This window comes from Venatorbacter sp. C2-1 (assembly GCF_022832715.1).
GTDB classification, from domain to species: domain Bacteria; phylum Pseudomonadota; class Gammaproteobacteria; order Pseudomonadales; family Oceanobacteraceae; genus Venatoribacter; species Venatoribacter alkanivorans.
Genome location: NZ_CP094879.1, coordinates 2,451,789 through 2,477,229 on the forward strand (window position 1 = coordinate 2,451,789; position 25,441 = coordinate 2,477,229).

General features: G+C 54.5%; 27 protein-coding genes. 17 read left to right on the top strand and 10 right to left on the bottom strand.

What is annotated here, in order from left to right; translation table 11 throughout:
- The first annotated feature begins 235 nt into the window (after positions 1 to 235).
- The gene (locus tag MT343_RS10815; RefSeq protein WP_145468285.1) at positions 236 to 703 is read left to right on the top strand and encodes an REP-associated tyrosine transposase; all 468 of its coding nucleotides are present in this window, start codon (positions 236 to 238) and stop codon (positions 701 to 703) included.
- 184 nt (positions 704 to 887) lie between these two features.
- On the opposite strand, the gene MT343_RS10820 is transcribed toward MT343_RS10815, so the two are convergent.
- The 6 genes from MT343_RS10820 to MT343_RS10845 form a co-directional block, all read right to left on the bottom strand.
- Entirely contained in the window at positions 888 to 2,270 is a 1,383-nt protein-coding gene (locus tag MT343_RS10820; protein ID WP_145468283.1) for a sulfite reductase subunit alpha, read from the bottom strand.
- Positions 2,271 to 2,272: 2 nt separating this feature from the next.
- Complete coding sequence (locus tag MT343_RS10825) at positions 2,273 to 3,100, bottom strand: DUF4198 domain-containing protein (RefSeq protein WP_145468281.1); 828 nt, start codon at positions 3,098 to 3,100, stop codon at positions 2,273 to 2,275.
- Between the two features lie 13 nt (positions 3,101 to 3,113).
- Positions 3,114 to 3,653 (bottom strand): DUF2271 domain-containing protein, encoded by a 540-nt coding sequence (locus MT343_RS10830; RefSeq protein WP_145468279.1) that lies wholly within the window; start codon positions 3,651 to 3,653, stop codon positions 3,114 to 3,116.
- A 10-nt stretch (positions 3,654 to 3,663) separates the two neighbouring features.
- Positions 3,664 to 4,287, bottom strand: a complete 624-nt coding sequence (locus tag MT343_RS10835) for a PepSY-associated TM helix domain-containing protein (protein WP_145468277.1) — start codon at positions 4,285 to 4,287, stop codon at positions 3,664 to 3,666.
- A 233-nt stretch (positions 4,288 to 4,520) separates the two neighbouring features.
- Entirely contained in the window at positions 4,521 to 6,884 is a 2,364-nt protein-coding gene (locus tag MT343_RS10840; RefSeq protein ID WP_222428532.1) for a TonB-dependent receptor domain-containing protein, read from the bottom strand.
- Between the two features lie 151 nt (positions 6,885 to 7,035).
- Entirely contained in the window at positions 7,036 to 7,671 is a 636-nt protein-coding gene (locus tag MT343_RS10845) for an alpha/beta fold hydrolase (RefSeq protein ID WP_145468275.1), read from the bottom strand.
- Between the two features lie 371 nt (positions 7,672 to 8,042).
- On the opposite strand from MT343_RS10845, the gene ccoN reads away from it, so the two are divergent.
- The 12 genes from ccoN (at position 8,043) to ttcA (ending at position 19,352) form a co-directional block, all read left to right on the top strand.
- Positions 8,043 to 9,476, top strand: coding sequence for a cytochrome-c oxidase, cbb3-type subunit I (gene ccoN, locus MT343_RS10850; RefSeq protein WP_145468273.1), 1,434 nt, complete (start codon positions 8,043 to 8,045; stop codon positions 9,474 to 9,476).
- Between the two features lie 16 nt (positions 9,477 to 9,492).
- Positions 9,493 to 10,098: a cytochrome-c oxidase, cbb3-type subunit II gene (gene ccoO / locus MT343_RS10855; protein ID WP_222428554.1), complete on the top strand. Its 606-nt coding sequence runs from the start codon at positions 9,493 to 9,495 to the stop codon at positions 10,096 to 10,098.
- A 5-nt stretch (positions 10,099 to 10,103) separates the two neighbouring features.
- Positions 10,104 to 10,280 carry a cbb3-type cytochrome oxidase subunit 3 gene (locus MT343_RS10860; protein WP_145468270.1) on the top strand — a complete coding sequence of 59 codons (177 nt, stop codon included), beginning with the start codon at positions 10,104 to 10,106 and terminating at the stop codon, positions 10,278 to 10,280.
- Between the two features lie 2 nt (positions 10,281 to 10,282).
- The gene (gene ccoP / locus MT343_RS10865; protein ID WP_145468268.1) at positions 10,283 to 11,206 is read left to right on the top strand and encodes a cytochrome-c oxidase, cbb3-type subunit III; all 924 of its coding nucleotides are present in this window, start codon (positions 10,283 to 10,285) and stop codon (positions 11,204 to 11,206) included.
- A 209-nt stretch (positions 11,207 to 11,415) separates the two neighbouring features.
- Positions 11,416 to 12,822 (top strand): cytochrome c oxidase accessory protein CcoG, encoded by a 1,407-nt coding sequence (gene ccoG, locus MT343_RS10870; RefSeq protein WP_145468266.1) that lies wholly within the window; start codon positions 11,416 to 11,418, stop codon positions 12,820 to 12,822.
- A 136-nt stretch (positions 12,823 to 12,958) separates the two neighbouring features.
- On the top strand, positions 12,959 to 13,459 hold the full coding sequence (locus MT343_RS10875) for a FixH family protein (RefSeq protein ID WP_186435854.1): 501 nt from the start codon (positions 12,959 to 12,961) through the stop codon (positions 13,457 to 13,459).
- The gene (locus MT343_RS10880) at positions 13,456 to 15,900 is read left to right on the top strand and encodes a heavy metal translocating P-type ATPase (RefSeq protein ID WP_145468262.1); all 2,445 of its coding nucleotides are present in this window, start codon (positions 13,456 to 13,458) and stop codon (positions 15,898 to 15,900) included. Before MT343_RS10875 ends, MT343_RS10880 begins: the two co-directional genes overlap by 4 nt.
- Before the next feature lie 3 nt (positions 15,901 to 15,903).
- Positions 15,904 to 16,098, top strand: a complete 195-nt coding sequence (gene ccoS / locus MT343_RS10885) for a cbb3-type cytochrome oxidase assembly protein CcoS (protein ID WP_145468260.1) — start codon at positions 15,904 to 15,906, stop codon at positions 16,096 to 16,098.
- A complete protein-coding gene (locus MT343_RS10890) occupies positions 16,095 to 16,757 on the top strand; it encodes a sulfite exporter TauE/SafE family protein (protein WP_145468258.1) in 663 nt (220 codons plus the stop codon). The genes ccoS and MT343_RS10890 overlap by 4 nt, the downstream gene beginning before the upstream one ends.
- Positions 16,758 to 16,842: 85 nt before the next feature.
- Positions 16,843 to 17,610 carry a fumarate/nitrate reduction transcriptional regulator Fnr gene (fnr, locus tag MT343_RS10895; protein WP_145468256.1) on the top strand — a complete coding sequence of 256 codons (768 nt, stop codon included), beginning with the start codon at positions 16,843 to 16,845 and terminating at the stop codon, positions 17,608 to 17,610.
- 272 nt (positions 17,611 to 17,882) lie between these two features.
- Positions 17,883 to 18,377 carry a hypothetical protein gene (locus MT343_RS10900; protein ID WP_145468254.1) on the top strand — a complete coding sequence of 165 codons (495 nt, stop codon included), beginning with the start codon at positions 17,883 to 17,885 and terminating at the stop codon, positions 18,375 to 18,377.
- A 123-nt stretch (positions 18,378 to 18,500) separates the two neighbouring features.
- On the top strand, positions 18,501 to 19,352 hold the full coding sequence (gene ttcA / locus MT343_RS10905; RefSeq protein ID WP_145468252.1) for a tRNA 2-thiocytidine(32) synthetase TtcA: 852 nt from the start codon (positions 18,501 to 18,503) through the stop codon (positions 19,350 to 19,352).
- A 37-nt stretch (positions 19,353 to 19,389) separates the two neighbouring features.
- Here the strand turns inward: ttcA and MT343_RS10910 are convergent, their stop codons facing one another.
- Both MT343_RS10910 and greB read right to left on the bottom strand, forming a co-directional pair.
- Positions 19,390 to 19,884 (bottom strand): hypothetical protein, encoded by a 495-nt coding sequence (locus MT343_RS10910; RefSeq protein WP_145468250.1) that lies wholly within the window; start codon positions 19,882 to 19,884, stop codon positions 19,390 to 19,392.
- 65 nt (positions 19,885 to 19,949) lie between these two features.
- Entirely contained in the window at positions 19,950 to 20,498 is a 549-nt protein-coding gene (greB, locus tag MT343_RS10915) for a transcription elongation factor GreB (protein WP_145468248.1), read from the bottom strand.
- Positions 20,499 to 20,640: 142 nt separating this feature from the next.
- Here greB and MT343_RS10920 point away from each other — a divergent pair, with 142 nt between their 5' ends.
- The 3 genes from MT343_RS10920 to MT343_RS10930 are packed head-to-tail and all read left to right on the top strand — an operon-like array spanning position 20,641 to position 22,606.
- Entirely contained in the window at positions 20,641 to 20,907 is a 267-nt protein-coding gene (locus MT343_RS10920; RefSeq protein WP_145468247.1) for a PGPGW domain-containing protein, read from the top strand.
- A 38-nt stretch (positions 20,908 to 20,945) separates the two neighbouring features.
- Entirely contained in the window at positions 20,946 to 21,566 is a 621-nt protein-coding gene (locus MT343_RS10925) for a DNA-J related domain-containing protein (RefSeq protein WP_145468245.1), read from the top strand.
- Entirely contained in the window at positions 21,563 to 22,606 is a 1,044-nt protein-coding gene (locus MT343_RS10930; protein ID WP_145468243.1) for a polysaccharide deacetylase family protein, read from the top strand. The genes MT343_RS10925 and MT343_RS10930 overlap by 4 nt, the downstream gene beginning before the upstream one ends.
- Before the next feature lie 10 nt (positions 22,607 to 22,616).
- Here MT343_RS10930 and MT343_RS10935 read toward each other — a convergent pair whose 3' ends face one another.
- Positions 22,617 to 23,315 (bottom strand): M48 family metallopeptidase, encoded by a 699-nt coding sequence (locus tag MT343_RS10935; RefSeq protein ID WP_145468241.1) that lies wholly within the window; start codon positions 23,313 to 23,315, stop codon positions 22,617 to 22,619.
- Positions 23,316 to 23,359: 44 nt separating this feature from the next.
- Here MT343_RS10935 and MT343_RS10940 point away from each other — a divergent pair, with 44 nt between their 5' ends.
- Entirely contained in the window at positions 23,360 to 23,935 is a 576-nt protein-coding gene (locus MT343_RS10940) for a YecA/YgfB family protein (protein ID WP_145468239.1), read from the top strand.
- Positions 23,936 to 24,009: 74 nt separating this feature from the next.
- Here MT343_RS10940 and MT343_RS10945 read toward each other — a convergent pair whose 3' ends face one another.
- The gene (locus MT343_RS10945) at positions 24,010 to 25,374 is read right to left on the bottom strand and encodes a substrate-binding domain-containing protein (protein WP_145468237.1); all 1,365 of its coding nucleotides are present in this window, start codon (positions 25,372 to 25,374) and stop codon (positions 24,010 to 24,012) included.
- Positions 25,375 to 25,441: the final 67 nt, after the last annotated feature.

The window sequence follows — 25,441 nt, forward strand, 5'->3', positions numbered from 1 at the left end:
GGCCGCTCCTGTGGGATATTTACACCATTGCGAATCATGGGCGTGGCCGCTCCTGCGGGATATTTACACCGTTGCGGATCGCAGGCATGGCCCGCTCCTGCGGGGTATATCGGTATATGCGTAGATTATTCTTTGGTTAATCGGAGCATATTCGTAGGAGCGGGCCATGCCCGCGAATTACGCCGGAGGTTATGTTATAGGTAGGTTGTTTAAGCTCAGCCACAAGGAGTGTGGTATGCCGCAATTCCATCCATTCACAGGCCATAAACAACTGCGTATCGGACGTTTTTCCGAGACAGGTCGTGTGTATCTGATCACCACCAGTACGTTTGATCGGGAACGTATTTTTTCTGAATGGCGTTATGCAAGAGCTGCTATTCAGGCATTTCTGCAGCCATCATTGTTGAAAACATCCCGGGTAATGACCTGGGTATTAATGCCGGATCATGTTCATTGGTTACTACAGCCAGGTGATGATGCCGAGCTGTCCCGACTGGTAGGAGCGATGAAATCATCTTCGGCACGGGCAGTAAGGCAAGCCGGTTGTAAGCGGCGTGTCTGGGCACCGGCATTTCATGACCATGCTGTGCGCAGTGAAGACGATATTCTGCCACTGGCTCGATACGTTGTGGCAAATCCTCTGCGTGCAGGATTGGTACGCAGAGTTGGGGAGTATCCATTCTGGGATGCAATCTGGATGTGAATCACAGGCCGGGATTTTATTGCGGATTTTGCCCGAATCGCGGCATATGCATGATCGCGGGCATGGCCCGTTCCTACGGGAATGGCGACATTTTCAGATATGTGCGGCGTTTCATTTCGCGGGCATGGCCCGCTCCTACGAATATTTATCCGACCGCACCTGCATTTGCTGGTTTTAGTCTTTATCAATAGACGTCTTTACGGTAACGCCCCTGCTGTTGCAGGCGCTCTATTGCGCGTTTACCGAGCCATTGTTGCAGCAGCTGGTCGATATCGCTGGCCATGCCATCGCGACTGCCGCAGATATAAATCGCTGCGCCTTGTTTCAGCCATTGTCGCAGGCGTTTTTGTTCACGCTGCAGCGCATGTTGCACATAGCCGCGGTGGCTTCGTCCGCACAGCGCGGGCAGTTCTGCAGCGCCGGATGCGCGTGAGTAACAGCGGTCGAGCTCAGTAAGTACGCCGCTCTGATACCAGTGGTCGAGTTCCTGCTGCCAGATGCGGTCATGTTCCGGGCTGCGTTCACCAAACAGCAACCAGCAAGGCGCTTGTAAGTTTTGCAGGCTGCGCTGTTTGAGGTGGGCACGCAGTCCGGCCTGGCCGGTGCCATTGCCGATCAGTATCAGTGGCACAGCCGTTGGCGGCGCATGAAAAGCAGGGTTACTGCGCAGGCTGAACCGGCTTGTGCTGCCGGGCTGCCATTGCTGGCACAACCAGCCGGAGCCCAGTCCGGGTTCGCCGTTATCGTGGTGCTGCTCACGCACCAGCAGACGCAGATGGTTCTCTTCCGGCAGGCTGGCAATGCTGTAGTCGCGGTAACGGCCGGCCAGCCATAAGCGGGCGATATCTCCGGCCTGCCAGTGGCTGTGTTGCGGCTTGCTCAGATGCAGTTCATACAAAGCAGCTCCCGGACTGCCGGGGTTTAACCACAGCCGTTGCTCCAGCGTCAGTTCTTCTTTGGCGCTATCACAGCCTTGCGCAGTATCAGCCACCGAGAATCCCTGCTCTGCCAGTTGCTGCTGCCATTGCTCAATAGACCGGCGCTCAAGACGGTTAACGCACAGTGGCGCAAACATGGGTTGCGCACCGGCCTGTTGCAGCTGTTTGTGCAGCTGCAGACCAAAGGCGCAGAACTGCGGGTAGTCATCGTCGCCCAGAGCCAGCACCGCGTAGCGTACGTCCTGCACAACATGCTGGCCCTGCCGCTGACTGTGCTGCAGACGGCGGAGAAAATGCTGGCCGTTGGCCGGCGCTTCACCATCGCCACAGGTGCTGGCAATGATCAGTAAGCGACGGCTGACGGCCAGTTGCTGCCGGCTCAGCTGGTTAAGAGGCAGCAGGCTAACTGCCTCACCACCCTGCTCTAACTGCTGCGCTAAATCCCCGGCCAGTGCGGCAGCCGTGCCGCCTTCGCTGGCGTAGGCAACCAGGGTTACAGGCAAATCAGAATGAGCAGCGCGGCGGCTATGCCAACGCTGCCGCAGGGAAGCACGAAAACACCAGAGGGTGAGCAGGCACCAGCCAAGTACCAGCAGGCTGGCCTGCCCCCAGGGTTGCAGAGAGATCATGATCAGTCCGGCAGAACCTCAAGCACGGCCACATAGCTACCGCTGCGTTCGGTGGCCGGTTTTTGCGCTTTGTTGTCTTTGTATTCGGCTTCCAGAAAGTAACGTCCGGCGCCGTTCCAGCGCACGGTGATTTCACCCTTGCTGTTGGTTTTGAGGGTGATTGCTTCCTGCGCATTGCGGTAGCGGGTGCCTTCGCGGATCAGGGTAACGTCGGCGCCCTGCGCGGCTTCGCCGTCGATCAGAAAACGGAAGCTGGCCTCTTCACCGGCAAACAGATCGTTCGGATGCGTGACGGCCAACAGCTCCAGTCCCTGCCCGCTGACTGCCAGTGCGTTGCGGGATGGCGCACCCAGGGTGACAAAGGTTTCCATGCGGCGGGACGCCTGTGATACCACTAATTTTTCGGCGTTTTCCGGTACGGCTTTGGCAAAACCTTCGGCGCTGTATTGTTCGCCACGGCCCGGATACATGCGGCGCTGCCCGTCTTCTTCCCATAAGGCACGCAGACCGGATGAGGCGATAAACAGGCGATAGGTGCCTTCCTGCTTTAATGCCAGATCAAACACGCTGCGGTATTTGCCGGTGTGCAGATTTTCAACCTGACCGGCGCTGCCGTCGGGGTTGAGCACCTGTACGTCGCTGAAGCGGCCGGGGTTGTAGTTGGCGAGAAAAATATCGTTGGAAACCGCGGCATCAAAGCTGACCCAGCGGTTTTCGCCGGACAGTACGGTTTCCTGCGGTACGATCCAGGCGCGGTGTGCCTGTACGGCCACACTGCCCAGCACCAACGCGGCGACAAAGAATGGTTTGAATGGGGTTTTATTCAACATGTTGGTGTCCTGTTCAGGGTTTAATGCTTACAGCCACAGCACCCAGCTCGGTGCTGCCGCTGGCGGTGAAAGTAGCGGTTTGGGTTAGCGGCCAGCTGAACGGAATATCGACCACTTCGCGCCCGCCCACTTCACGCGCGGCTTCTACCCGCAGGGTGTAATCACCTCCGGCCAGTTCATTCAGAGGCGCGGTGCCGAAGTGGAATTGCAGATGATGCTGACCCGGCCCCTTGGTCGCGCCGGTAACACCATCCACCGGCATCTGCAGTGTGCGGCCGCTGCGACGCCACCACTGGCGCATATCTTTCAGCCATTTTTCGCCTTCGTTATTGCGCATTTCTGCGTCGTACCAAACGGCCAGATTAGTGACGGCTCTGGTGCTGTTGTTTTCAATCCAGATGGCAACATAGGGTTTGTGATATTCAGCGACGTTCAGTTGCGGTATTTCGACCGCGAGGCTCAGCTCGGCGGCGCTTGCCGATTGCACACTCACGCATTGTGTTGCGGCCAGCAGCAACGCCGGCAGCAGCGAACGCGGTATCGGGTTCTTCATATTCATTCCTTTAATGCACGCTCAAAATAATGATCAGCAGCGGGATAACCACGCCCAGTGCCACCAACGGCCAGGTGGATGGGCGCTGGCGGGCGTAACGCACCAGCAGCCATAAACCGCTGAGTGAGAAAATCAGACACAGCAGCGAAAAAATATCGATAAACCATGACCACAGAGGGCCGGTATTGCGGCCTTTATGCAGGTCGTTCAGGTACGAAATCCAGCCGCGTTCGGTGCGCTCGTAAAGCAGCACTCCGCTGTCGGTTTCAATGCTCAGCCAGGCATCGCCGCCGGGTCTGGGCATGCCCAGATACACTTCATTGCCCTGCCATTCGGCGTCCGCCGCAGGCACGCTGATGCCGTGTTCCTGCAGCAGCCATTGGCGCAGCGCCAGCGGTAACGGCCCGGCACTGCGCCCGGACAGGGTTTTTAACAAGGTGGCAGACAACTCGGTTTCCAGCGTTACCGTCACCGGTTCCGCCTTGATGTCCGCCGCGTGGTTTAACGTGATGCCGGTAAAGGCAAACAGAATCATGCCCACCAGACAGAGGGCGGAGCTGATCCAGTGCCACTGGCGCAGGCTGCCAAAAACGATGCCCGATACAGACAGGCGGGCAGAGAAAGATCGGATCATCCGGGATACATCACAGGCAGGGCTCAGACGGCGTTAGATGGGCAGCATTCTAGCAGGAAAGTCGCAAATACGAACAATTAGCATTAGCGAATTTACATTTCTATTCACTTATCAATCAATAAGATTTCTTACCTCCCGGCAGCAGCAGCCAGAAGCCAGCGAAACTAACAACGACACAAGCATACGGCCCTAAATGGGGCCGTATGCTTACGCAGGCGATGACAGCAACAGCATCAGAAGCGGTAGTTCACGCCCAGCCACAGGTTGCGGCGTTTGTCTTTGTTATTGTAATCGTCGATGTAGGTGATTTCACCGTCGTCATCGTAATCACCGTCGGCGGCATCACCCTCAACCCCATCCTGAAAACGGGTCTGATAAGTAGTGAAGTCTTCGTCCAGCAGGTTGTTGATACGGCCGTTAACGCTCAGGTTGGCGCTGATTTCATACGACGCACCGAGGTGCAGTACGTTGTAGTTTTTGAAGTACAGCGCGTTGCCGTCTTCATCCACATCACGGAAGCGTGACGAGCGGGTTTCGCTGGTCAGATAAACGTTGGCTTTGTCGCTGATGTCCCAGCCCAGCGTCAGGTTCGACATGTGCTTGGCACTGTTGGTCAGTGGCTGGCCTTGTTCATTACCGGACAGCTGTTTGCTGTCGGTGTAGGTGTAGTTGGCACGCAATGACAGCGCTTCACTCATTTGCCAGCGGGCCGCTACTTCAGCGCCGCGCACCAGCGCTTCGTCGATATTGATTTTCTGGCTGTAGGTGGTGTAGTTCAGCGTTTCATACTCACCCAGGTTCACACACGGCTTGGCGCCGTTGGTGCTGGCACAGGTTGGTACCCGGTCGCCGCTGGCGATCTTATCTTTGAACTTGTTATGGAAGGCGGTGATATTGAAGTTATGGCCACCTTCGGTCGCTTCCCAGTAGAGCGCCAGCTCGCTGTTAACGCTTTTCTCCGGTTCCAGATCCGGGTTACCGGCAAACGGACTGGTGCCCTGCCCGCCAAAACCGGTGATGCCGTTAAACAAGTCGGTGGTTTTCGGGGTTTTATAACCGGTCGATACGCCACCTTTGACGGTCCAGCTCAGATCAAGGTTGTATACACCGTACAGGCGCGGGCTGACATTACTGCCGAAGACATCGTGGTTGTCATAACGCACACCGGTGGTCAGGGTAAAATCATTCAGCATCGACCAGTTATCTTCAGCAAACAGCGAGTACATGGTGAAGTCGGAGGTTTCGCTGCCGGCATCGCCCCCTTCCAGACCAAACACACCGTCTTTCAGTTCTGCGACAATCACCTGACCACCCACCACGACCTGGTGATGACCATAGAAATCGTTGACCGGCATATCCACCTTGGCATCCAGGGTGTACTGGCTGCTTTCCATGGTGCGTTTCGGACGCGGCAGGAAAGTCTCCGCCGCGATGACTTTGCGCTCATCGACGCTCAGGCCGGTATAAGCGCCAGTGCCGTCGTAGATCTGTTGCAGCAGTTCACGCTCAGCCACCGAGAAAGGTACCGTGCGCCCTTCATTAGAGGTGGCGATATGCTGCAGCGACACCCAGCTGCTGCCGAATGACCATTCACCTTCATGGGCAATGGCCCACTGATCACGGGTAAATTCCTGATCTTTGGCATAACCGACCCGTGGCTGCACCTGACCACCGCGCGCACGCCAGATGGTATCAATGCTGTCGACCGTGCCCAGCGGGAAGGTGCCATCCGCCAGCGGTTTGTTGTCGTAGGTCTGTTTTGACTGATCAATATCCAGCGTCAGGGTCTGATTGGCGGCCGGTTTCCAGTTCACGCCAAAGCCCAGATTGGTGTTGGTGTTATCGGTGGTTTTGCCGCCGGAACCAAAGCCCAGGGTACGCTTACGGCTGACGCCGGCAGGATCGGTGACATCCTCATATTCAGGTTCGGAAGCATCACGCTGATACAGACTGCCGCGCAGCTCAATACCCAGTACATCTTTGATCACCGGACCCATCAGGCTGAAATCGGCGGTAGTGTCATTACCGTATTCGTCCTGCTCCTGAAATGAGCGTCCGATCGTGACAGAACCCGCCCACTCGTCGGTGACTTTTTTGGTGATGATGTTAATCACGCCACCCAGCGCATCGGCACCGTAGAGGGTTGAAGCCGGGCCACGGATAACTTCGATACGCTCAATCGCATCCAGTGGCGGAACATGGTTGAACTGATTACCGCCGAAATTATTCGGGTAAATATCGCCGTGGTTGTTCTGGCGACGACCATCGATCAGCAACAGGGTGTAATCCGCTCCCATGCCACGGATACTGACGGAACCCTGGCCGGTTTTATCGCGGGTTTCACCAATATCCACACCTTCCAGTTCGCGCACGGCATCCAGCAGAGTCATATAAGGACGGGAGCGCAGATCTTCCTGAGTAATCACAGAAATACTGGCCGGTGCTTCAACGACCTTCTGCTCAAAACCAGCGGCTGATACCACCATTTTGCTGAGGTCTACCGGATTTTTTTCTGCCTGTTCCGCTTGCGCAGAAAAACTGGCCAAGGCAATCGCGGCTGGCAAAACGGCCTGGCGCCAGAGAGTCGGTCTGATCATTGTGCTATCCCCTGTTAAAACATGCTGGTCATAAATCAGGCTTTTCTGACAAGCCCATCAAAAACGCCGGCATGCTAACAAGAACAAGACACATTTACGAATAGTTTTTATTTAGATAAGAAATTAAATCTCATTTGTGTTGTCTGGCCGGTTATTGCACCCGCGAACGAACAAAGGCCGCCACCACTGTCGCAGCGTGCTGCATATGCTGTTCATGGCTATAGCCGGATTTTTTACGCGGTTTTAAGTCATGGTCGCCGTCTTCCAGCCACAACAACTGCAGTGCAGCATCAAGGGCATAGCCGTCCACTTCTTCTTTATCGCCCAATGCGTCACGCGTGCCCTGCACAATCAGCAGAGGTTGCTGCAACTGTTGCAGATGATCTGTGCGCAGCGACTCAGGTTTACCCGGCGGATGAAACGGATACCCCAGACAGGCGCAACCGCGGATATCGGTGCCGACATTTTTCTCTGCTTCCTGCATTAATAAAGAAGCAACCCGCCCGCCCATGGATTTTCCGCCAATGATACAAGGACGATCCAACTGGCGGATTAATGCGCGGTAATCGTCCAGCAGTGCCGGCATACGCTGTGGCGGGCGGCGTTTACCGTCGATGGCACGCTGTTCCATATAAGGAAAATCAAAACGCACGACATATATTTCCTGCGCGGCAATCAATTCTGCCATCCGTTGCATAAATTCGCTGTCACTGCCGGCACCGGCGCCATGGGCGAAAATAAATAACGGATCACGCGAATTACCATTTTCTGTGTATTTTTTGTTCATTTAAATTCCGTTCAGACATGGCCTTCAGGGAAAATTGTCGCATGACTTGCAATTGTATTTCCCGTCCCCAGTGCTTCTTGCGCTATATCAAGATTCACGGTTGCCACTTCCTTATGATTTGCTCAACCGTTATCAGGATAACTTACAGCTATTCTGTAGCGGCAGAGAGTGTGGGCTGTTTGCTGGAGCAAACCATCAGAACGATGGTGAGAGACGTTCTCAGTTAGCTGTTCATAAGCTCCATAAAAGCAGGATAACCTGCTGTAAAATCTGGTGTTTTTCCGGTGTTTGATTGCAAATAACAGCATCAAACACCATAATTGCGCCGATTTTTTTAACCCTCAATCCTCGCTGTTAAATGGAATCTGATCATGAGCACAGCATTTGACCATCCCGAGTACAACTACAAGGTGGTAAGACAATTTGCCATCATGACCGTAGTTTGGGGCATTGTTGGCATGGCGGTCGGTGTACTTATCGCTGCCCAGCTGGCTTGGCCTGCACTGAACTTTGATACGCCTTGGCTGTCTTTCGGTCGTTTACGTCCGCTGCACACCAATGCGGTTATTTTTGCTTTCGGTGGTTCTGCACTGTTTGCAACTTCTTACTACATTGTGCAGCGCACCTGCCGTACGCGTCTGTTCTCAGACACCCTGGCAAGCTTCACCTTCTGGGGCTGGAATGCCGTGATCGTTGCAGCGGCTATTACTCTGCCAATGGGTCTGACCTCTACCAAGGAATACGCTGAGCTGGAATGGCCAATCGATATTCTGGTAACTCTGGTATGGGTTTCTTATGTTGTGAACTTCCTCGGCACGCTGGCTATCCGTAAAGAAAGCCACATCTATGTTGCCAACTGGTTCTTCGCAGCCTTCATGATCATGATTGCGATCCTGTACGTGGGTAACAACCTGGCCGTACCGGTATCCCTGACCAAATCTTACTCCATCTGGGCCGGTACTATTGATGCCATGATCCAGTGGTGGTGGGGCCATAACGCGGTAGGTTTCTTCCTGACTGCAGGCTTCTTGGGGATTATGTACTACTTCGTGCCTAAGCAGGCTGGCCGTCCGGTTTACTCTTACCGTCTGTCCATCGTGCACTTCTGGGCCCTGATCTCTATCTACGTATGGGCCGGTGCTCACCACCTGCACTACTCTGCTCTGCCTGACTGGGCTCAGACTTCCGGTATGGTTATGTCTCTGATCCTGCTGGCACCAAGCTGGGGCGGTATGATCAACGGTATGATGACGCTGTCTGGTGCATGGCACAAACTGCGTAACGACCCTATCCTGCGCTTCCTGGTTGTATCTCTGTCTTTCTACGGTATGTCTACCTTCGAAGGCCCGATGATGTCGATCAAGACCGTAAACGCGCTGTCTCACAACACTGACTGGACCATTGGTCACGTTCACTCCGGTGCTCTGGGCTGGGTTGCCATGGTATCTATCGGTGCTCTGTACCACCTGATCCCAATCATGTTCGGCCGCAAAGCCGGTGACATGCACTCCATCAAGCTGATCAACGTTCACTTCTGGCTGTCCACCATTGGTACCGTACTGTACATCGCTGCGATGTGGGTAAACGGCATCATGCAGGGTCTGATGTGGCGTGCAGTTAACGCTGACGGCACCCTGACCTACAGCTTCGTTGAATCCGTAGAAGCCTCTCATGGCGGCTATGTGGTTCGTGTACTGGGTGGCGCACTGTTCCTGACCGGTATGCTGATCATGGCTTACAACGTGTTCATGACTGTTCGCGCGGCCAAGAAAGAAGCTGGCAACGCAGTCGCAGCACAGGCTTAAGGAGTACTGAAACATGATTAAGCACGACAATATTGAGAAAAGCCTGCCGTTGATGGTGGTGATGATTGTCATCGCACTGAGCTGGGGCGGGATGGCGGAAATTGTTCCACTGTTCTGGCACAACGACACCAACAAGCCGGTTGAAGGCCTGGAACCTTACACTGCTCTGCAGCTGGAAGGTCGTGACATCTACATCCGTGAAGGTTGCCATGTATGTCACACCCAGATGGTTCGTCCGTTCCGTGCAGAAACCGAGCGTTACGGCCCATACTCCACTGCTGGTGAATCGGTATACGAGCACCCGTTCCTGTGGGGTTCCAAGCGTACTGGTCCTGACCTGGCACGTGTTGGTGGCCGTTACTCTGATGAGTGGCACCGTGCACACATGTACAACCCACGTGACGTTGTACCTGAGTCCATCATGCCGTCTTATCCATGGTTGTTTGAAGATAAGGTCGATGGCCGCCTGACTCCGAAGAAAATGGAAGCTCTGCGTATGGTCGGCGTACCGTACACCGATGCTGACATCGAAGGTGCCAAAGAGGCCGTTGATGGCAAACGTGAAATCGAAGCTCTGGTTGCTTATCTGCAGCACCTGGGCACTGTAGTCACTAAACGGTAAATCCCATGGATATTAACGACGTGCGCGGTTTGGGCAGCGTTTTCGCCCTGATAGCTTTTCTCGGCATACTCTGGTGGGCCTATGGCTCCAGCCGTAAAAAGCGTTTTGATAACGATGCTCAGATTCCATTTCTCGAAAACGAAGAAATGCCAGCGCACGACGATAAAGATCGGAGTAAATAAATATGTTAAGCACTTTCTGGCAAGTGTGGGTCGCGGTCATCGTACTGGGATCCATGATTGGTTGCGGCGTACTGATCATGTACACCAGCCGCGGCCAGCGTAAAGATGAAACTGACCAGACTACTGGTCATGATTACGACGGTATTCAGGAACTGGACAACCCGCTGCCACGCTGGTGGGTATTTATGTTCTGGGCAACCATCGTGTTTGGTTTTGGCTATCTGGGCGTGTACGGCCTGGGCAACGTTAACGGCCTGCTGACTGTTGAAGTCGACGGCGAACAGGTTGCCTGGTCTTCTACCAACCAGTGGAAAGCTGAAGTACAGAAGTTCGATGCTGACATCGCACCACTGTACTCCAAGTACACCGCTACTCCGGTTGAAGAACTGGCCAAAGACGCAGATGCTCTGCAAACCGGCCAGCGCCTGTTCAAGAGCAACTGTGCTGTGTGCCACGGCTCTACCGCTAAAGGTGCTCAGGGCTTCCCTAACCTGACCGATAACGATTGGTTGTACGGTGGCGCTCCTGAGAACATCAAGCACACTCTGACTTACGGTCGTCAGGGCGCGATGCCTGCATGGGGCGCAGTACTGGGTGAAGAAGGTACCGCTGACATGGTGAACTACGTTCGCAGCCTGTCTGGCCTGAAGCACGATGCAGAAGCCGCTGAAAAAGCAGCGCCTAAATATCAGCAACTGTGTATGGCTTGTCACGGTGCAGATGGTAAAGGCAGCCAGCTGGTTGGCGCACCAAACCTGACTGACGATATCTGGTTATATGGCGGTTCTTCCAAGCAGATTGAGTTCACTCTGAAGCATGGTCGTAACGGTAAAATGCCAGCGCATCTGGAAATTCTTGGCAACAACGCTGAAGCCAAGATCCACCTGCTGACCACTTACGTTTACTCGCTGTCTCATCAGCAGTAAGCGCAGCAAGACCCCGGTCAGGCAAAACCAACCGGGGTTGAGCTAAGGCAATAAAAACAGAAAAAAGCGGCTTAAAGCCGCTTTTTTCGTTATAGCGACAGGCAACAAGCTATATAATTGCCGCGTTATATAGAGCGCTGTGGGGCCCTGCTCCGTCTCTGGTTTCGCAAAGCGCCGTCATGCACATCCAACCAAGGTGATTTGCCGTTATGAGTAATATTCCGGTCAAAGATGTCACACCAAAAACCCAAAGCATGTATGAAAAACGTAAGAAAATTTACGTTCGTGAAATTGAGGGTTTTTTCCAGAAATTACGTACATGGTCGCTGTGGGCGTTAATGCTCGGCTATTTCGGCAGTGCCTGGCTTAACTGGGAAGGCCGACAGGCCATTCTGTTTGATCTGCCGGCGCGCCAGTTTCATATTTTTGGTATTACCTTCTGGCCGCAGGATTTTATGCTGCTGTCGTGGCTGTTAATTATCTGCGCTTTTGGCCTGTTCACCATTACTAACCTTGCCGGTCGTATCTGGTGTGGTTACACCTGCCCGCAGTCGGCCTGGTCATTTATTTTTATGTGGATTGAAGAGCGTACCGAAGGTACCCGCAACGCCCGCATGAAACTCGACAAAGAACCGATGAGCGCGAGCAAATTCCGCAAAAAAGCCCTGAAGCATACTTTGTGGATGATTATCGCCATCTGGACCGGCATCACCTTCGTCGGTTACTTCACCCCGATCCGCGAACTGGTACCGGATTTCTTCACCCTGAACATCGGTGGCTGGGGTTTATTCTGGATTGCGTTTTTTACCGCGGCCACCTACATCAATGCCGGCTGGATGCGTGAGCAGGTCTGTATTTATATGTGCCCTTATGCGCGTTTCCAGTCGGTTATGTACGATCCGGATACCCTGGCCGTTTCCTACGATGTTAACCGTGGTGAACCACGTGGCAAACGCAGCAAAAAAGCCAAGGAAGAAAGCGACACAACCCAGCTTGGTGACTGTGTTGACTGCTCCCTGTGCGTGCAGGTATGTCCGACCGGTATCGATATCCGTGATGGTCTGCAATACCAGTGTATCGGCTGCGCTCTGTGCATCGATGCCTGTGACTCCATTATGGAAAAACTGGATAAGCCGAAGGGTCTGATCCGTTACACCACCGAAAATGAGCTGGAAGGTAAAAAGACTCACTTCTTCCGTCCGCGTCTGGTCGGTTATGCCGCACTGCTGCTGATTATGATGGGCGCATTCATGTACGCCATCGGCACCCGCACACCGTTCAAGCTGGATATTGAACGTGACCGCAGCGCGCTCTATCAGATGACCGCCAACGACACCGTAACCAATGCGTATACGCTGAAGCTGATCAACATGTCGCAAAGCCCAAAAACCTACACTCTGAGCCTGGATGGTCTGGAAGGTATGAAGATGGATGCGCCAACCACTCAGTTTCTGCGTGTGAACGAGCTGAAAGAAGTGCTTCTGACCATCGAAATTGATCCGGAAGAAGTGCATATGCCAGCCAGTAAAGTGGATATTGAATTCGTCATCACCGATGCCGATACCGGTGAAGAAGTGGCACGCGAAGAAAGCCGCTTTATTGCCCCACGCAATTAATCTGAGGAAAAGATTCGCCTCCGCGAAACCATGACCCGTGTCAGCGAATCTGACAAATCCAAACTGGAGACTGACCGCCCAAGTGGTTAAACTTGGGCGGTTTTTTTTATCCCGCCTGATGCCGATTGAGAAGTCTATGAACACCGAATCCAAAGAACACGCTCCCTGGTACAAAGAACCCATGGTGTGGCTGGTTGCGGGCCTTCCGCTATTGGCTATCTGCTGGGGTTTTGTGATGCTGACACTGGCCCTTGAATCCAAAGATTCCCTGGTCAGCGACAGCTACTACAAAGACGGCGTCAGCTACACCGAAAACGTCGAAGCCGATGCCCATGCTGCCCGCCTGCAGATCAAGGCCGATCTGACGTTCAGCGAAAACGAAATCCACCTGGCCCTGAACGGCTATCTGGATGAAGAACCTGCAACCCTGCAACTGCAGCTGATTCACCCTACCCTGCAGGAACGTGACCTGACCGTGCTGCTGCAACGCCTGGGCGATGGCCACTATGCCGGTGTCAATGAACTGGTATTGCCGGAACGCCGCCATATCTGGCTGCTCAGCCACGAACAGCAGTGGCGTATCCGTGGTACCGAACTGATTGAAGCTGACAAGGTTATTAACTTACACGCCAAATGAATGCCCATTCAGCCCAAGAGCGCTGTTTTCACTGTGGTGAAGCCACCACCGAAGGTGAGCGCTGGTCAACCCTGATTGATGGCCAACGGCAGCCGATGTGCTGCCCGGGCTGCAAAGCCATTGCCGAAACCATCGTCGCCAGTGGCCTGAAAGACTATTACCGCCACCGCACCGAACTGCCGGAACTGTCGCCGGCTGAACTGGAAGACAGCGATCTTTCGGCGCGCGAATCCCTCACCCTGTATGACAGCGAAGCCCTGCAGCGGCGCTTTGTCGCCCATCTGAGCGGCAACCAGCAAGGCGAAGCGGAAGCCACGTTTATCATCGACGGCATCAGCTGTGCCGCCTGTGCCTGGCTGATTGAGCACCGTATCAGCCAGTTGCCGGGCGTAAAAAACGCTGTACTTAACCTGTCCAACCACCGCCTGGTGGTACGCTGGCAGTACGACCAGATTGCCGTATCCAGTATTGCCGAGGCGATTTACCGCCTGGGCTACAAAGCCTCGCCGTTTTCTGCCACTGAACAGGAAGAGCAGCGCCATCGCGAGGGTAAACTGGCGATCCGCCGTCTCGCGGTTGCCGGTATCGGCACCATGCAGGTGATGATGCTCGCGGTGCCCCTGTATGTAGGCATGGCTGAGCAATACGAATTTTTTATGCGCCTGGCCTCAATGGTCATGACCCTGCCGGTGGTGCTGTTCAGCGCCCGGCCGTTCTTTACCGCTGCCCTGCGTGATCTGCGCACCCGTCATCTGACCATGGATGTGCCCGTATCGCTGGCCATTGTGCTGGCATTCTGTTCGAGCATCTGGAGCACCATGAATCAGGGCGTCGAGGTGTATTTTGACTCGGTCTGTATGTTTACCTTCTTCCTGCTGCTTGGCCGTTTTCTCGAAATGCGCGCCCGTCACCGGATGGGGAAAGCCGGTAATAATCTGCTGACGCTGCTGCCCAATATTGCGTTAAAGGTTGGTGACGACGGTGTTGAGCAGGTTATTGCCAGTGAAGACATCCGTATTGGTGACGTGCTGCGTCTGAAACCCGGCCATGCCATTCCCGCTGACGGAGTGGTGATCGAAGGCCGCAGCTCGGTTGATGAAGCCGCACTGACCGGCGAATACCTGCCCATCAGCAAGAAAGCCGGTGATCGCCTGATCGGCGGTACGTTTAACGTTGAAAGCCCGCTGCTGATGAAGGTCACCGCGACCGGCGCCGAAGCGCAGTTATCGACCATCATGCGCCTGATGGACCGTGCCCAGCAGGAGAAGCCGCGCGCTGCGCTGCTGGCCGACAAAATTGCCAGCCACTTTGTTGCGGCGGTGCTGATCATCTCCAGCTCGGTCTTCACTTTCTGGTGGCTGCAAGGCGATGAACACGCCTTTTTCATCGCCCTCAGCGTGCTGGTTGTAACCTGCCCCTGCGCCCTGTCGCTGGCTACGCCAACGGCTCTGACAGCCGCCACGGCCGCACTGCGCGAACGCGGATTGTTAATCAGCAAAGGCCATGTGCTGGAAGTTCTGCCACAGATAAACCGGGTGGTATTCGATAAAACCGGCACCCTGACCCAGGGCAAACTAACCCTGGAGCAGGTCGAACCTCTGGCGGATCTGGATGAAACTCAGCTGCTGGCCCTGATCGCCGGCCTTGAGAAACACTCAACCCATCCGATTGCCCGTGCCTTCCGCACCATAAAAGCGGCTGCCGTAGAGAACACCGAACAAACCGCCGGCCAGGGCATCAGCGGCCAGTGGAACGGGCACACTCTGCGCTTTGGCCGCGCCGATTATGCCTGGCCAGCAGCCCCCCTGACGGAGCCCGACAACAAGGCCGCTGGCCAGTGGCTGCTGCTCGCCAGTGATCAGCAACCGCTGGCCTGGGTGCGCCTGAATGACAGCCTGCGCCGCAACGCTGCGTCAATTGTCAGCGGTCTTCAACAACGCGGTATCGCCGTGTCTCTGCTGACCGGCGACCCCGGCGCATCCGGTCAGGTGGTGGCGGATGCACTGGGCATTACCGACCTGCAGACCGGCGTCTCGCCGGAACAGAAACTGGCCGCAGTGCGCGCCTGGCAGCAGGCCGGTGAGCGGGTCATGATGGTCGGCGACGGTATTAACGATGTGCCGGTACTGGCCGGTGCTGATATTGCTCTGGCCGTTAACGAAGCCACCGATCTGGCTAAGACCAACGCCGATGCCATGCTTACCAACGGTCGTCTGGAAACCTTACTGACCGCTCTGGATGGTGCCACCAAGACGCGCCGTATTATTGCTCAGAACATCGGCTGGGCTTTGCTGTACAATCTCATCGCATTACCGGTGGCAGCGGCAGGTTTTGTTCCGCCCTGGGCCGCTGCGATTGGCATGTCATTCAGTTCGTTACTGGTGGTCACCAACGCCCTGCGCCTGAATCGCCTGCCGGCTCCTGACTCCTCTGAGGTTTGATCGATGGATATCATTTACATCCTGGTACCGCTGTCTTTACTGCTGATCGGCATTGCCGTGCTGATCTTTTTCTGGGCGGTGAAGAGCGGCCAGTTTGAAGACATGGAGTCCCCCGCCCACCGCATTCTGTTTGATGACGATGAGCCGATAAATCGCCGTCAGGACGACAGCGATCAAACCCCATCTGACAAGCCATGATTGAACCCCTGTCGCTGCTGACCGCCTTTCTGCTCGGCCTGTTTGGCTCCAGCCACTGTCTGGTGATGTGCGGGGGTATTGCTGCGGCTATTGGCAGCAGCGCTGGAACTCAGCGTGTCCGGGTGACGCTGCTGTTTAACACCGGGCGCATACTGAGCTACAGCATCGCCGGGCTGATAGTCGCCAGCGCAGGTCTGTGGCTGCAGAGCCAGCACCAGTGGCTGATGCTGATCTTGCGGACACTGGCCGCGCTGATGCTGATACTGATGGGGCTCTATATTGCCCGCTGGTCACTGATGCTGACCCGTATTGAGCAACTGGGCCAGGGAATCTGGAAACACCTGCAGCCTCTGACCCGCCGTTTTATGCAATCTCCGCGTGCGATTGATCGTCTGTGGCTGGGCATGCTCTGGGGCTGGTTGCCCTGCGGCCTGATTTACAGCACGCTGAGCTGGGTTGCCGCAAATGGCCAGCCTTTGCTGGGAGCCGCTGCGATGTTCGCCTTTGGTCTGGGTACCCTGCCAGCCCTGTTTGCCAGCACACTGGCGGCCAATGTACTGACGCCGTTTCTGAGCAACAACCGCGTGCGTCAGGTTGCCGGGGGATTACTGATCGGATTTGGTTTGTGGACGGCAGCATCGGTCTGGTTACTTTCTTGACAGATCGCGCGCTAATGCCGAACATAGCCGCAACTGCTGCACTTGTTACTTACTCCGACACCGGGGTTTCACTCAGGAATCAGTCATGAAAACGACACATGTTGCGCCTGCTCCACTGCGGGGCACTCAACCACACTGCCAGACCTGCTCACTGAATGCGTTGTGTCTGCCATTGTCCCTGAACGATTCCGATATGGAGCGCCTCGACGATATCATCCGCCGTGGCCGTCCGATCCAGAAAGGTCAGCTGCTGTTCCAGCAGGGCGAAGCGTTTCAATCCGTATTTGCCGTTCGCACCGGAGCCCTGAAAACCTACACTCTGGCGAGTAACGGTGAAGAACAGATTACCGGTTTTCACCTGGCCTCTGAGCTGGTTGGCCTGGCCGGTTATGATAACGGCAACTATCCGTTAACCGCCAAAGCGCTGGAAACCACCACCGTCTGTGAAATTCCGCTGCAGCAACTCGACAGTCTGGCCGATGACCTGCCGGATCTGCGTAAGCAGCTGATGCGTACCATGGGCACCGAAATCCGTCATGATCAGAACATGATGTTGCTGCTCAGCAAGAAAAACGCCGAAGAACGCGTAGCCTCTTTCCTGATTGATATTTCCCAGCGTTATTCCCGTCGTGGTTTTTCGGCCAGTCATTTCCGCCTGCCGATGTCGCGGGTGGATATCAGTAACTATCTGGGCCTCGCGGTAGAAACCATCAGCCGCGTGTTTACCCGCTTCCAGAAGAACGGCCTGATCGAAACCCAGGGTAAAGAAGTGATTCTGCAGGACCCCGATATGCTGTATGAACTGGCCGGCCTGAATACTGAAAAAGAGTGTGCCGCTCACCCGCAAGAGTAAGCCGCTCACCCGTAAGCAAAAAAACCGGCCAGAGGCCGGTTTTTTTATGCCTGCCCTCTTATGCCTGTTTTCTGCTTATGAACACTTATGCAACGCCCTCTGGTACGGGAAATGCTTTTACCAGAATAAAGGCTGAACAGACGTTATTTTTCTGGCGCCGGTATCCAGGCTATCTATTGGCAATTGGTATAAAACCGCAGCAGATAAAATAATCTGATCTAAGATTGCAGAAACAGCGTCATTCAGCCGATATGACGTATAAGGAGGTGACCATGGGCATCTGCGCAAATGAACTGACCCGCTGGGTAATCCAGCCAACCCTGCAACGCATCGGGGTTAGTAACCCGATGGCCAGCACCCTGCTGCTGGCAACTGCGGCTCAAGAATCGGCTCTTGGATCGCATCTCAAAGCCGCCGGTCAACGGGCTCTCGGCATTTACCGCATTCACAGCCTGACCCACCGCCATGTATGGGACGCTTATCTGGCACAACAGCCTGAACTGGCCAGCACCGTGCGCGGCCTTGCCAGCCAGCATGATTTTCTCAGTCACCCTCATGCCGAGCTGACCACCAATCTGTCTTATGCCACCGCCATTGCCTGGTTTATCTATGCCCGCAATGATGATTTTGTTCTGCCCGCCGATGCAACCGCAGAACAGCTCGCACGTCTGTGGAAACGTTTTTACCATCCCCGCAGTGGTGTCAGCATTGAAGAGTTCTGTGCCAGTCTCGGTGCCGCCACCGCCCTGCTCGACCGTGCAGCCTGAGCAGGCGTACCTTTTCTCAAAGTCCCCGAACAACATTCCTTTTTAACTGCCTGACCTGCGCAGGCGGTTCCTTCACCCGATGCATTCTGCTATAAAGCGGGCGCAATTATTCAGGGTGTTTTTATGATCGAATCCGCTGCCGAGCGCAAAGAGCAACTCGAGTTCAACAAACTGCAGAAGCGCCTGCGCCGCAATGTCGGCAAGGCCATCGAAGACTACCGCATGATCGAAGACGGCGATAAGGTCATGGTTTGCCTGTCCGGCGGTAAAGATTCGTACACCATGCTCGATATTCTGCTGAGTCTGCAGAAAAGCGCACCGATTCACTTTGATATCGTGGCGGTGAATATGGATCAGAAGCAGCCCGGATTTCCTGAACATGTGCTGCCGGAGTATCTGAGCCAGCTGGGTATTGAGTATCACATCGTCGAGAAAGATACCTACAGCGTAGTGAAAGAAATTATTCCGGAAGGTAAAACCACCTGCAGCCTGTGCTCCCGTCTGCGTCGTGGCACCCTGTATGGCTTTGCCGAGAGTATTGGCGCCAATAAAATCGCTCTTGGTCACCATCGTGACGACATCATCGAAACCCTGTTCCTCAATATGTTCCATGGTGGCAAGCTCAAGGCCATGCCGCCGAAACTGCTGAGTGACGACCAGAAACACGTACTGATCCGTCCGCTGGCTTATTGCAAAGAAAAAGACATCGAGAAATTTTCCCAGGCACGGGGCTTCCCGATCATTCCGTGCAACCTGTGTGGCTCACAGGAAAACCTGCAACGTCAGAATATTAAGATGATGCTGGAACAGTGGGACAAGGAGCAGCCGGGACGCAGTGAAAATATCTTTGCCGCTATCTGTAATGTGGCGCCGTCACAATTGGGCGATACGCAGCTGTTTGATTTTGTCACCCTGCAGGATAAGCAGGACAAAGGTCATCTGTTTACCCGTCTGGATGTGGTTCAGATCGACTGATCTGACTGCTCTTTTTGGCTGGCAAAAGAAAAGGCGGTCATAAACCGCCTTGCAACATGCTGGTGACCAGCAGCTGATAATCCCCCGGCCCTTTCACAATAAACTCCATCTTATAACGCCGGTCGGTAATGATGGATTCGGCCATTGCCGTCAGGTGACAAGCATCAGGACTCAGTTGCGGCTGTGGCATCTGCAGATGAACCTGATACTGTCCTTCCAGCTCTTCTACCCGCACCGTTGAGATCGCCTGAGTTTCACTGCCGGCAATGCCTTTACGGATCCACTGCAGATAAATGCCATGCGGGCCTTTCACACTAGTACGGACAACGCGGATGTACCCCTCTCCGGCGTCAGACTTCCACGGGCAGACCCGCTGTACCTGATCAATCCAGACCGGCATTTTATAGACGCCGGCAAAGGGCCAGGTTTCGCCTTCGGCGGCTGCTTCGTTCTGCATCCCGGCGTCGGTGGCCAAGGCTGTCAACGTCAGAAAAGCCAACAGCAAAGCCATGATCGTGCGTACTGATATCATAATGATCCTCCTGCCATTAAGCCTAGCAGAGGTCAGCTTTCATGCTGTTGCAGAAGGCAGATACATCAGGCGGAGAAAACGGCCTGATTACTGCCGCCGGCATCCCATTCAGGGCGCTGGTAAGATACGCTGAGGATGTAAAAGGTTTCTTCTCCTTTCGGCAGGCGTACGGTCACTTCATCATCGACACGTTTTCCCAGTAATCCCCGCGCCAACGGCGCATCAACGCTGATATAGCCGCGTTTGAGATCAATTTCATCCTCGCCCACCAGACGGTAGCGATGAACCTCGCCATCATCGTCTTCAAGTTCCAGCCAGGCGCCAAAAAAAACTTTCTGCGGATCAGCCGGCAGACGATCGACCACCGTCAGAATCTCCAGACGCTTCAGCAGGAAACGGACGCGACTGTCGATCTGGCGTAATCGGCGTTTACCATAGATGTATTCCGCATTTTCCGAGCGATCCCCCAGCTTGGCGGCATCTGAAACTTCCTGCGTCACTTTTGGACGCTCAGTGCGCCACAGGTAATCATATTCCCGGCGTAAGGCCTGCTCCCCCTCCGGGGTAATCAGATGGCTGCGTTTCGGCAGCGGCTTTTTTTCCTTCTCACTCATAAACAACGGCCTGTACCAAAAGATTTCATGGTTTCGCAACACAGTCATGTCAGGGTGTCAGCATGGGCATGCCTGAACAACAACGTACAGCATTCCTCCAGAACCGGGAAAACCGGCAAAAACATCCGGGTGATGATGCAGAATGATCAAACGCAGTTTTAAAATGGTGACCGGTATTCTGCTGTTGCTGCTGGGAATTATTATTACGCCAATGCCGATTCCGCTTGGCATTATCCTGATCATTCTGGGCCTGTCTATGCTGGTATCGACTATCCCCAGAGTGCGCACATTTCTGCAGTTTCTGCGCCGTCGTTATCACGTGTTTTCGCACAAGCTGAACAGCATTAAACATCGCCTGCCGGCATTTGCGCGCCAGCTGATTGAAGATACCGACCCGGACCAGCCCTGAGGCCTCCCCGGTAAACCACCCTGTGCTAGCATAAGAGCATGAACTCAGATGCCCTTTCTCCTCTGGCGGCCAGCAACAGCGCCATCGACGATTTCGCTCCCCTGCTTGAACTGCTGAGCCTGTATCTGGCCGACGGCCAGAGCCACAGCGAATACGACGTGCTGTGCTGGCTGCAGGCACCCGAACAGGGAATTTTCCGCCCCGACGCTCTGCGCGATTCACTCACCATGTTCCGCAGCCATTTTATTCTGATGCATTGCCTCTACCGCCTGCAGCAGCAATGGGCTGATGAGCAATCTGCCCTGCTGGAAATCAGCGCACTCAGTATCCGCCGCTCGCCCTGGCCCGATAACGCCCGCAACACCGAGCTGGCCGAACATCAGCCGCTGGCACAGTATTACCTCGATCTCAGCCAGCTGAATACCGCTCAGGAAGAGGTGGATGAACTGCTGCGCTGCTTCTGGCAAAAGATGTTACAGCCCGAACAGGAAGATCGGGACATTGCTGAACTGGAACTCAGTAAGCCCGTGACAGGGGCAGAGATTCGATTACAATATCGCCGCCTGGCGATGCAGCATCATCCTGACCGTGGCGGTGATGAAACCCGTTTCCGCACCATTCAGGCGGCCTTTCAACGACTCAAGCACCGGTATTCATGATTAAGTTTTCTCTCCCGTTTGTTCTCTTCGCACTGTTTTTCTCTGCATCGGTACGCGCCCAGCTGGTGATTCTGCAATATCACCATGTGTCGGCCAACACACCCGCATCGACCAGTATCAGTCCGGAAGGTTTTGCCGCTCATCTGCAGTTGCTGGAGCAGGAAAACATGCATGTGATTGACCTTGGTCAGGCGCTGGCCAAGATCCGCGCAGGCGAATCCTTACCGGAAAAATCCGTCGCCATTACCTTCGACGATGCCTACCGCTCGGTGTATGACAACGCCTACCCGCTGCTGAAACAACGCAACTGGCCCTTTACCGTATTTGTGAATACCAATGCGGTGGATGAGCAACACGGCGTGGTAATGGACTGGAAGCAACTGAAAGAACTACAGGATAACGGTGCTCTGATTGCCAACCACAGTGCGGATCATCCTTATCTGATTGAGCGCCCGGAGGGCATGACACTGGATGCCTGGCTGACTCAGGAAGTGGCGGAGCCGGAAGCGCGTCTGCAGAAAGAACTGGGCACCAGCCATAAGCTGCTGGCCTACCCTTATGGGGAATTTGATCTGGAGATTATCGATTGGCTGGCAGCGAACGGTTACCTTGCTTTTGGTCAGCAGTCCGGACCGGTAGGCCCTATGTCTCATCCGCAGGCACTGCCGCGCTTCCCGGCCTCCGGTATTTATGCCAACGTCAAAACCCTGAAAACCAAGCTGTACACCCTTGCCCTGCCGGTGCCGCCAACCCAGCTGATCGAGCCGGTACTGGCGGCAGAGAATCCGCCAACCCTGGCCATTCATTTCCCGGAAGTGGATTTGCGTCCGCGCCAGATTCAGTGTTTTGCCAGTGGTGAAGGTGCAATCAGCACGCAGACAGAAGCCGATAACGGCGTGGTCAACCTGACCGCCCGTGCAGAAAAACCCATTCGTGGCGGCCGCAGCCGTTATAACTGTACCGCTCCCAGCGTGCGCCATCCGGGCTGGTATTACTGGTATTCGCAATTGTGGATTAACAGCGCAGTGAAATCGCGCTGACAGGCAGACCTCAGAGCAAACGGCGCGACAGCTGATTTAACAGTTGCTCGCGTTGTTTCCAGTCCGGCAGACACTGGGTCATCAACGCTTTAAAGCCCGCGCCATGATCAAAGTGGCGCAGATGACACAACTCATGCACTACCACCAGTTCCATCAGCTCCGCTGGCAGCTGCATTAACGCCAGATTCAGGTTGATATAACCGCGCTGCGACAGGCTGCCCCAGCGGGTACGCATCTTTTTAATACGCAGCTGCGGGCGGCGCACATCAAACTGGCTGAAGAACGGCCACCAGCGTTCAATCATCTGCGGATATTCATGCCGCGCCTGCCCGCGCAGCCAGTTATCCAGCGCCTGCTGCGTTTGCGCAGGCGTCCAGCCCTCAGGCACCCAGACCGCCTGTTCAGCGACCATAAACTCGCCCAGAGCACTGCTTTTAAACGGTAATTCGCGTCCGCGGATCAGTACACTTTGCCGGGCTTCCTGTTGTCGTGCCAGCACCTCGCTGCGGCGCTTCAGCAGCCAGTCATGATTGGCATTCACAAACGCCAGCACCTCCGCCTTGGGATACCCCAGCGGGATGCGCAGATCCACCTCACCCTCGGCATTCACCAGCATACGCATGCTCTTACGCCGCATCGCTGAGAGATGCACAGCGACCTGCTCGCCGCCGACAGTCAGCCAGAATTGTTGTTTGTAAGATTTCCGCACGGTCTCAAGCCTGTTAGGATTAGCGCCAAATTCAGGAGTAGCGTATGTCCGACCTCAATAGTATCCCATCCCTTAATGAAGACGAACTGGAAACCCTGGGCGTACTGCTCGAAGACGAAGCCGAACGTCAGGACAGTTTCGATTTTTTCGCCGTACACGGCCTGATCACCGCGTTAATCGCGGGCCCGGTAGAGTTCAGTGTTCAGCAGGTGTGGGACTGCGCCTTTGATGAACAACTGGGTTTCAGCAAAGCGGAGAAAGAACAGGTAAATGCCCTGTTCCTGAAACTCGCCAAAGAGATTCAGGCATGGCTCGACTCCGGTCAGGATTTCCCGGTTCCGGCCGACCTGACACTGGTCGACGAAGAAGAAGAGCCACCATTGGAAAGCTGGGCCATGGGTTTTATGACCGGTGTGCTGCTGCAGGAAGAACAGTGGTACGCGCGTGACGAAGAAACCGTTGCCCAGCACCTGTTCCCGATCATGTATGCCTCTGGTCTGTTTATGGACGAGCCGGAAATGGAAGACATCGACGATGACATCGACCTGTCCAATCAGATGTGCAGTAATATTCCTGCTGCCGTTGTTGAGCTGTATCTGCTGCTGCACGCCGAAGATTAATCCGGCGCTCAAAAGCAAACATAAAAAAGCCCGGATTTAACCGGGCTTTTTTATGCGTCTGAATAACCAGGGCATCAGGCCCCGGCTTTACGCACCCAGACTTCCACCCGGCGGTTTTTATTGCGACCTTCCATACCATTCACGGAAGCAACCGGCAGGTTTTCACCGTAACCAACAGAATTTTTCGGATAGATACCGTAACGTACCAGCTCGCGGCGCACTGCCATGGCGCGCAATTTAGATAATAACTGCGAACGTTTTTCGGTTTTCTTTTTATCACCAAAACCAATCAGCACAACTTCAGCTGAACCGTTAGCGTGCAGAAAATCGGCCAGACGCTCCAGATCCTTCAGAGCTTTGTTATCCAGCTTGGCACTGCCTTCCTGAAAGCGGAAGTTAATGGTCAGACGCTTGGCATCGGAAGTCAGCTGACGGAAATCTTCTGGCAGCTCGTCGTAAAACTCAGGAATAACAGCTTTCAGCTCCTGCGAAATAAAGCCGGTATCGGCCACAATTTTCTGGCCTGCATCCTGTAATGAAAAATCAATAAATTCTTTAACATAATCATTGGCAGGTTCGTCGTCGGTGTACATAAAGAGACGACGTGCCAGAGCATAATCTTCGGTTGCTACCGTCAGTTTATTAGGCAGTAAAGATTTGGCGCTGCCATCCGAAACCGACAATAACCGGGCAGAACGCACTGAAGAAAGCCCGACAAAACCAATACCGGCCGAGTCTGCTGCAACCCGGTCTGATAATTCCGCATTGGATTCAAAACGTTCGGCACCGGCAATTAAGTTACGCTCACCTAAAACCATACCGCTGAAACTGTCCCAGGTACCCGATTTATCGTCACGGGCATACACATGAATCGGGCCGGGTTTACCACCCACCTCTGACCAGTCGCTGTAACCGCCGGAAAAAATTTCGGCAATTTCTTCCACACTCAGATCACTGACCGGATTATCCGGATGTACGATGATCGCCAGACCATCAATCCCGATAATATGTTCACTGCCCGGACTGCGCATATTCGCCAGCGGCTGCAACAGGTTGAACTCTTTATCTTTAATCGGCCGGGAGGCCGCAGCAATATCAGCACTGCCTGCTGCCAGGCCTTTAAAACCGGTACCGGAGCCGTGTGCTGCAATTTTTACCGTTACACGGGTACGGGTCGCCGGGTAAAAACCGCTGACTTCGACCTCGTTATCAATGCCGGAGTTTTGCACCTCAATTTTCTCAGCACCCTTTTCCTGCAACCAGGCTTTTACCAGATTCGGGGCTAATTCGGCACCAATGGTGTTCGATCCCTGTACAGAAAAAAGGTTAATTTCACCATCAACAGGCAACCCGTCAAAACGAGCGATCTGCCCGGCATGAACCGTTACAGCAAAAATAAAAGTCAGTACTGAAGAAAAGAAATTGCGCCAGAAATTCATAGGACTTACTTCTGAGTTTAAATTTGGGCGCGATTGTATGACGCTTTTATGACAATGCAATGACAAA

Coding starts and splice junctions, on each gene's coding strand:
- MT343_RS10945 (WP_145468237.1), bottom strand. CDS start 25,374: ATGAATTTCTGGCGCAATTTCTTTTCTTCAGTACTGACTTTTATTTTT.
- MT343_RS10920 (WP_145468247.1), top strand. CDS start 20,641: ATGATCAAACGCAGTTTTAAAATGGTGACCGGTATTCTGCTGTTGCTG.
- MT343_RS10940 (WP_145468239.1), top strand. CDS start 23,360: ATGTCCGACCTCAATAGTATCCCATCCCTTAATGAAGACGAACTGGAA.
- MT343_RS10845 (WP_145468275.1), bottom strand. CDS start 7,671: ATGAACAAAAAATACACAGAAAATGGTAATTCGCGTGATCCGTTATTT.
- MT343_RS10840 (WP_222428532.1), bottom strand. CDS start 6,884: ATGATCAGACCGACTCTCTGGCGCCAGGCCGTTTTGCCAGCCGCGATT.
- MT343_RS10835 (WP_145468277.1), bottom strand. CDS start 4,287: ATGATCCGATCTTTCTCTGCCCGCCTGTCTGTATCGGGCATCGTTTTT.
- MT343_RS10925 (WP_145468245.1), top strand. CDS start 20,946: ATGAACTCAGATGCCCTTTCTCCTCTGGCGGCCAGCAACAGCGCCATC.
- ccoS (WP_145468260.1), top strand. CDS start 15,904: ATGGATATCATTTACATCCTGGTACCGCTGTCTTTACTGCTGATCGGC.
- MT343_RS10910 (WP_145468250.1), bottom strand. CDS start 19,884: ATGATATCAGTACGCACGATCATGGCTTTGCTGTTGGCTTTTCTGACG.
- MT343_RS10830 (WP_145468279.1), bottom strand. CDS start 3,653: ATGAAGAACCCGATACCGCGTTCGCTGCTGCCGGCGTTGCTGCTGGCC.
- ccoP (WP_145468268.1), top strand. CDS start 10,283: ATGTTAAGCACTTTCTGGCAAGTGTGGGTCGCGGTCATCGTACTGGGA.
- ccoN (WP_145468273.1), top strand. CDS start 8,043: ATGAGCACAGCATTTGACCATCCCGAGTACAACTACAAGGTGGTAAGA.
- fnr (WP_145468256.1), top strand. CDS start 16,843: ATGAAAACGACACATGTTGCGCCTGCTCCACTGCGGGGCACTCAACCA.
- greB (WP_145468248.1), bottom strand. CDS start 20,498: ATGAGTGAGAAGGAAAAAAAGCCGCTGCCGAAACGCAGCCATCTGATT.
- MT343_RS10890 (WP_145468258.1), top strand. CDS start 16,095: ATGATTGAACCCCTGTCGCTGCTGACCGCCTTTCTGCTCGGCCTGTTT.
- ttcA (WP_145468252.1), top strand. CDS start 18,501: ATGATCGAATCCGCTGCCGAGCGCAAAGAGCAACTCGAGTTCAACAAA.
- MT343_RS10820 (WP_145468283.1), bottom strand. CDS start 2,270: ATGATCTCTCTGCAACCCTGGGGGCAGGCCAGCCTGCTGGTACTTGGC.
- MT343_RS10875 (WP_186435854.1), top strand. CDS start 12,959: ATGAACACCGAATCCAAAGAACACGCTCCCTGGTACAAAGAACCCATG.
- MT343_RS10825 (WP_145468281.1), bottom strand. CDS start 3,100: ATGTTGAATAAAACCCCATTCAAACCATTCTTTGTCGCCGCGTTGGTG.
- ccoG (WP_145468266.1), top strand. CDS start 11,416: ATGAGTAATATTCCGGTCAAAGATGTCACACCAAAAACCCAAAGCATG.
- MT343_RS10900 (WP_145468254.1), top strand. CDS start 17,883: ATGGGCATCTGCGCAAATGAACTGACCCGCTGGGTAATCCAGCCAACC.
- MT343_RS10880 (WP_145468262.1), top strand. CDS start 13,456: ATGAATGCCCATTCAGCCCAAGAGCGCTGTTTTCACTGTGGTGAAGCC.
- MT343_RS10815 (WP_145468285.1), top strand. CDS start 236: ATGCCGCAATTCCATCCATTCACAGGCCATAAACAACTGCGTATCGGA.
- MT343_RS10930 (WP_145468243.1), top strand. CDS start 21,563: ATGATTAAGTTTTCTCTCCCGTTTGTTCTCTTCGCACTGTTTTTCTCT.
- MT343_RS10860 (WP_145468270.1), top strand. CDS start 10,104: ATGGATATTAACGACGTGCGCGGTTTGGGCAGCGTTTTCGCCCTGATA.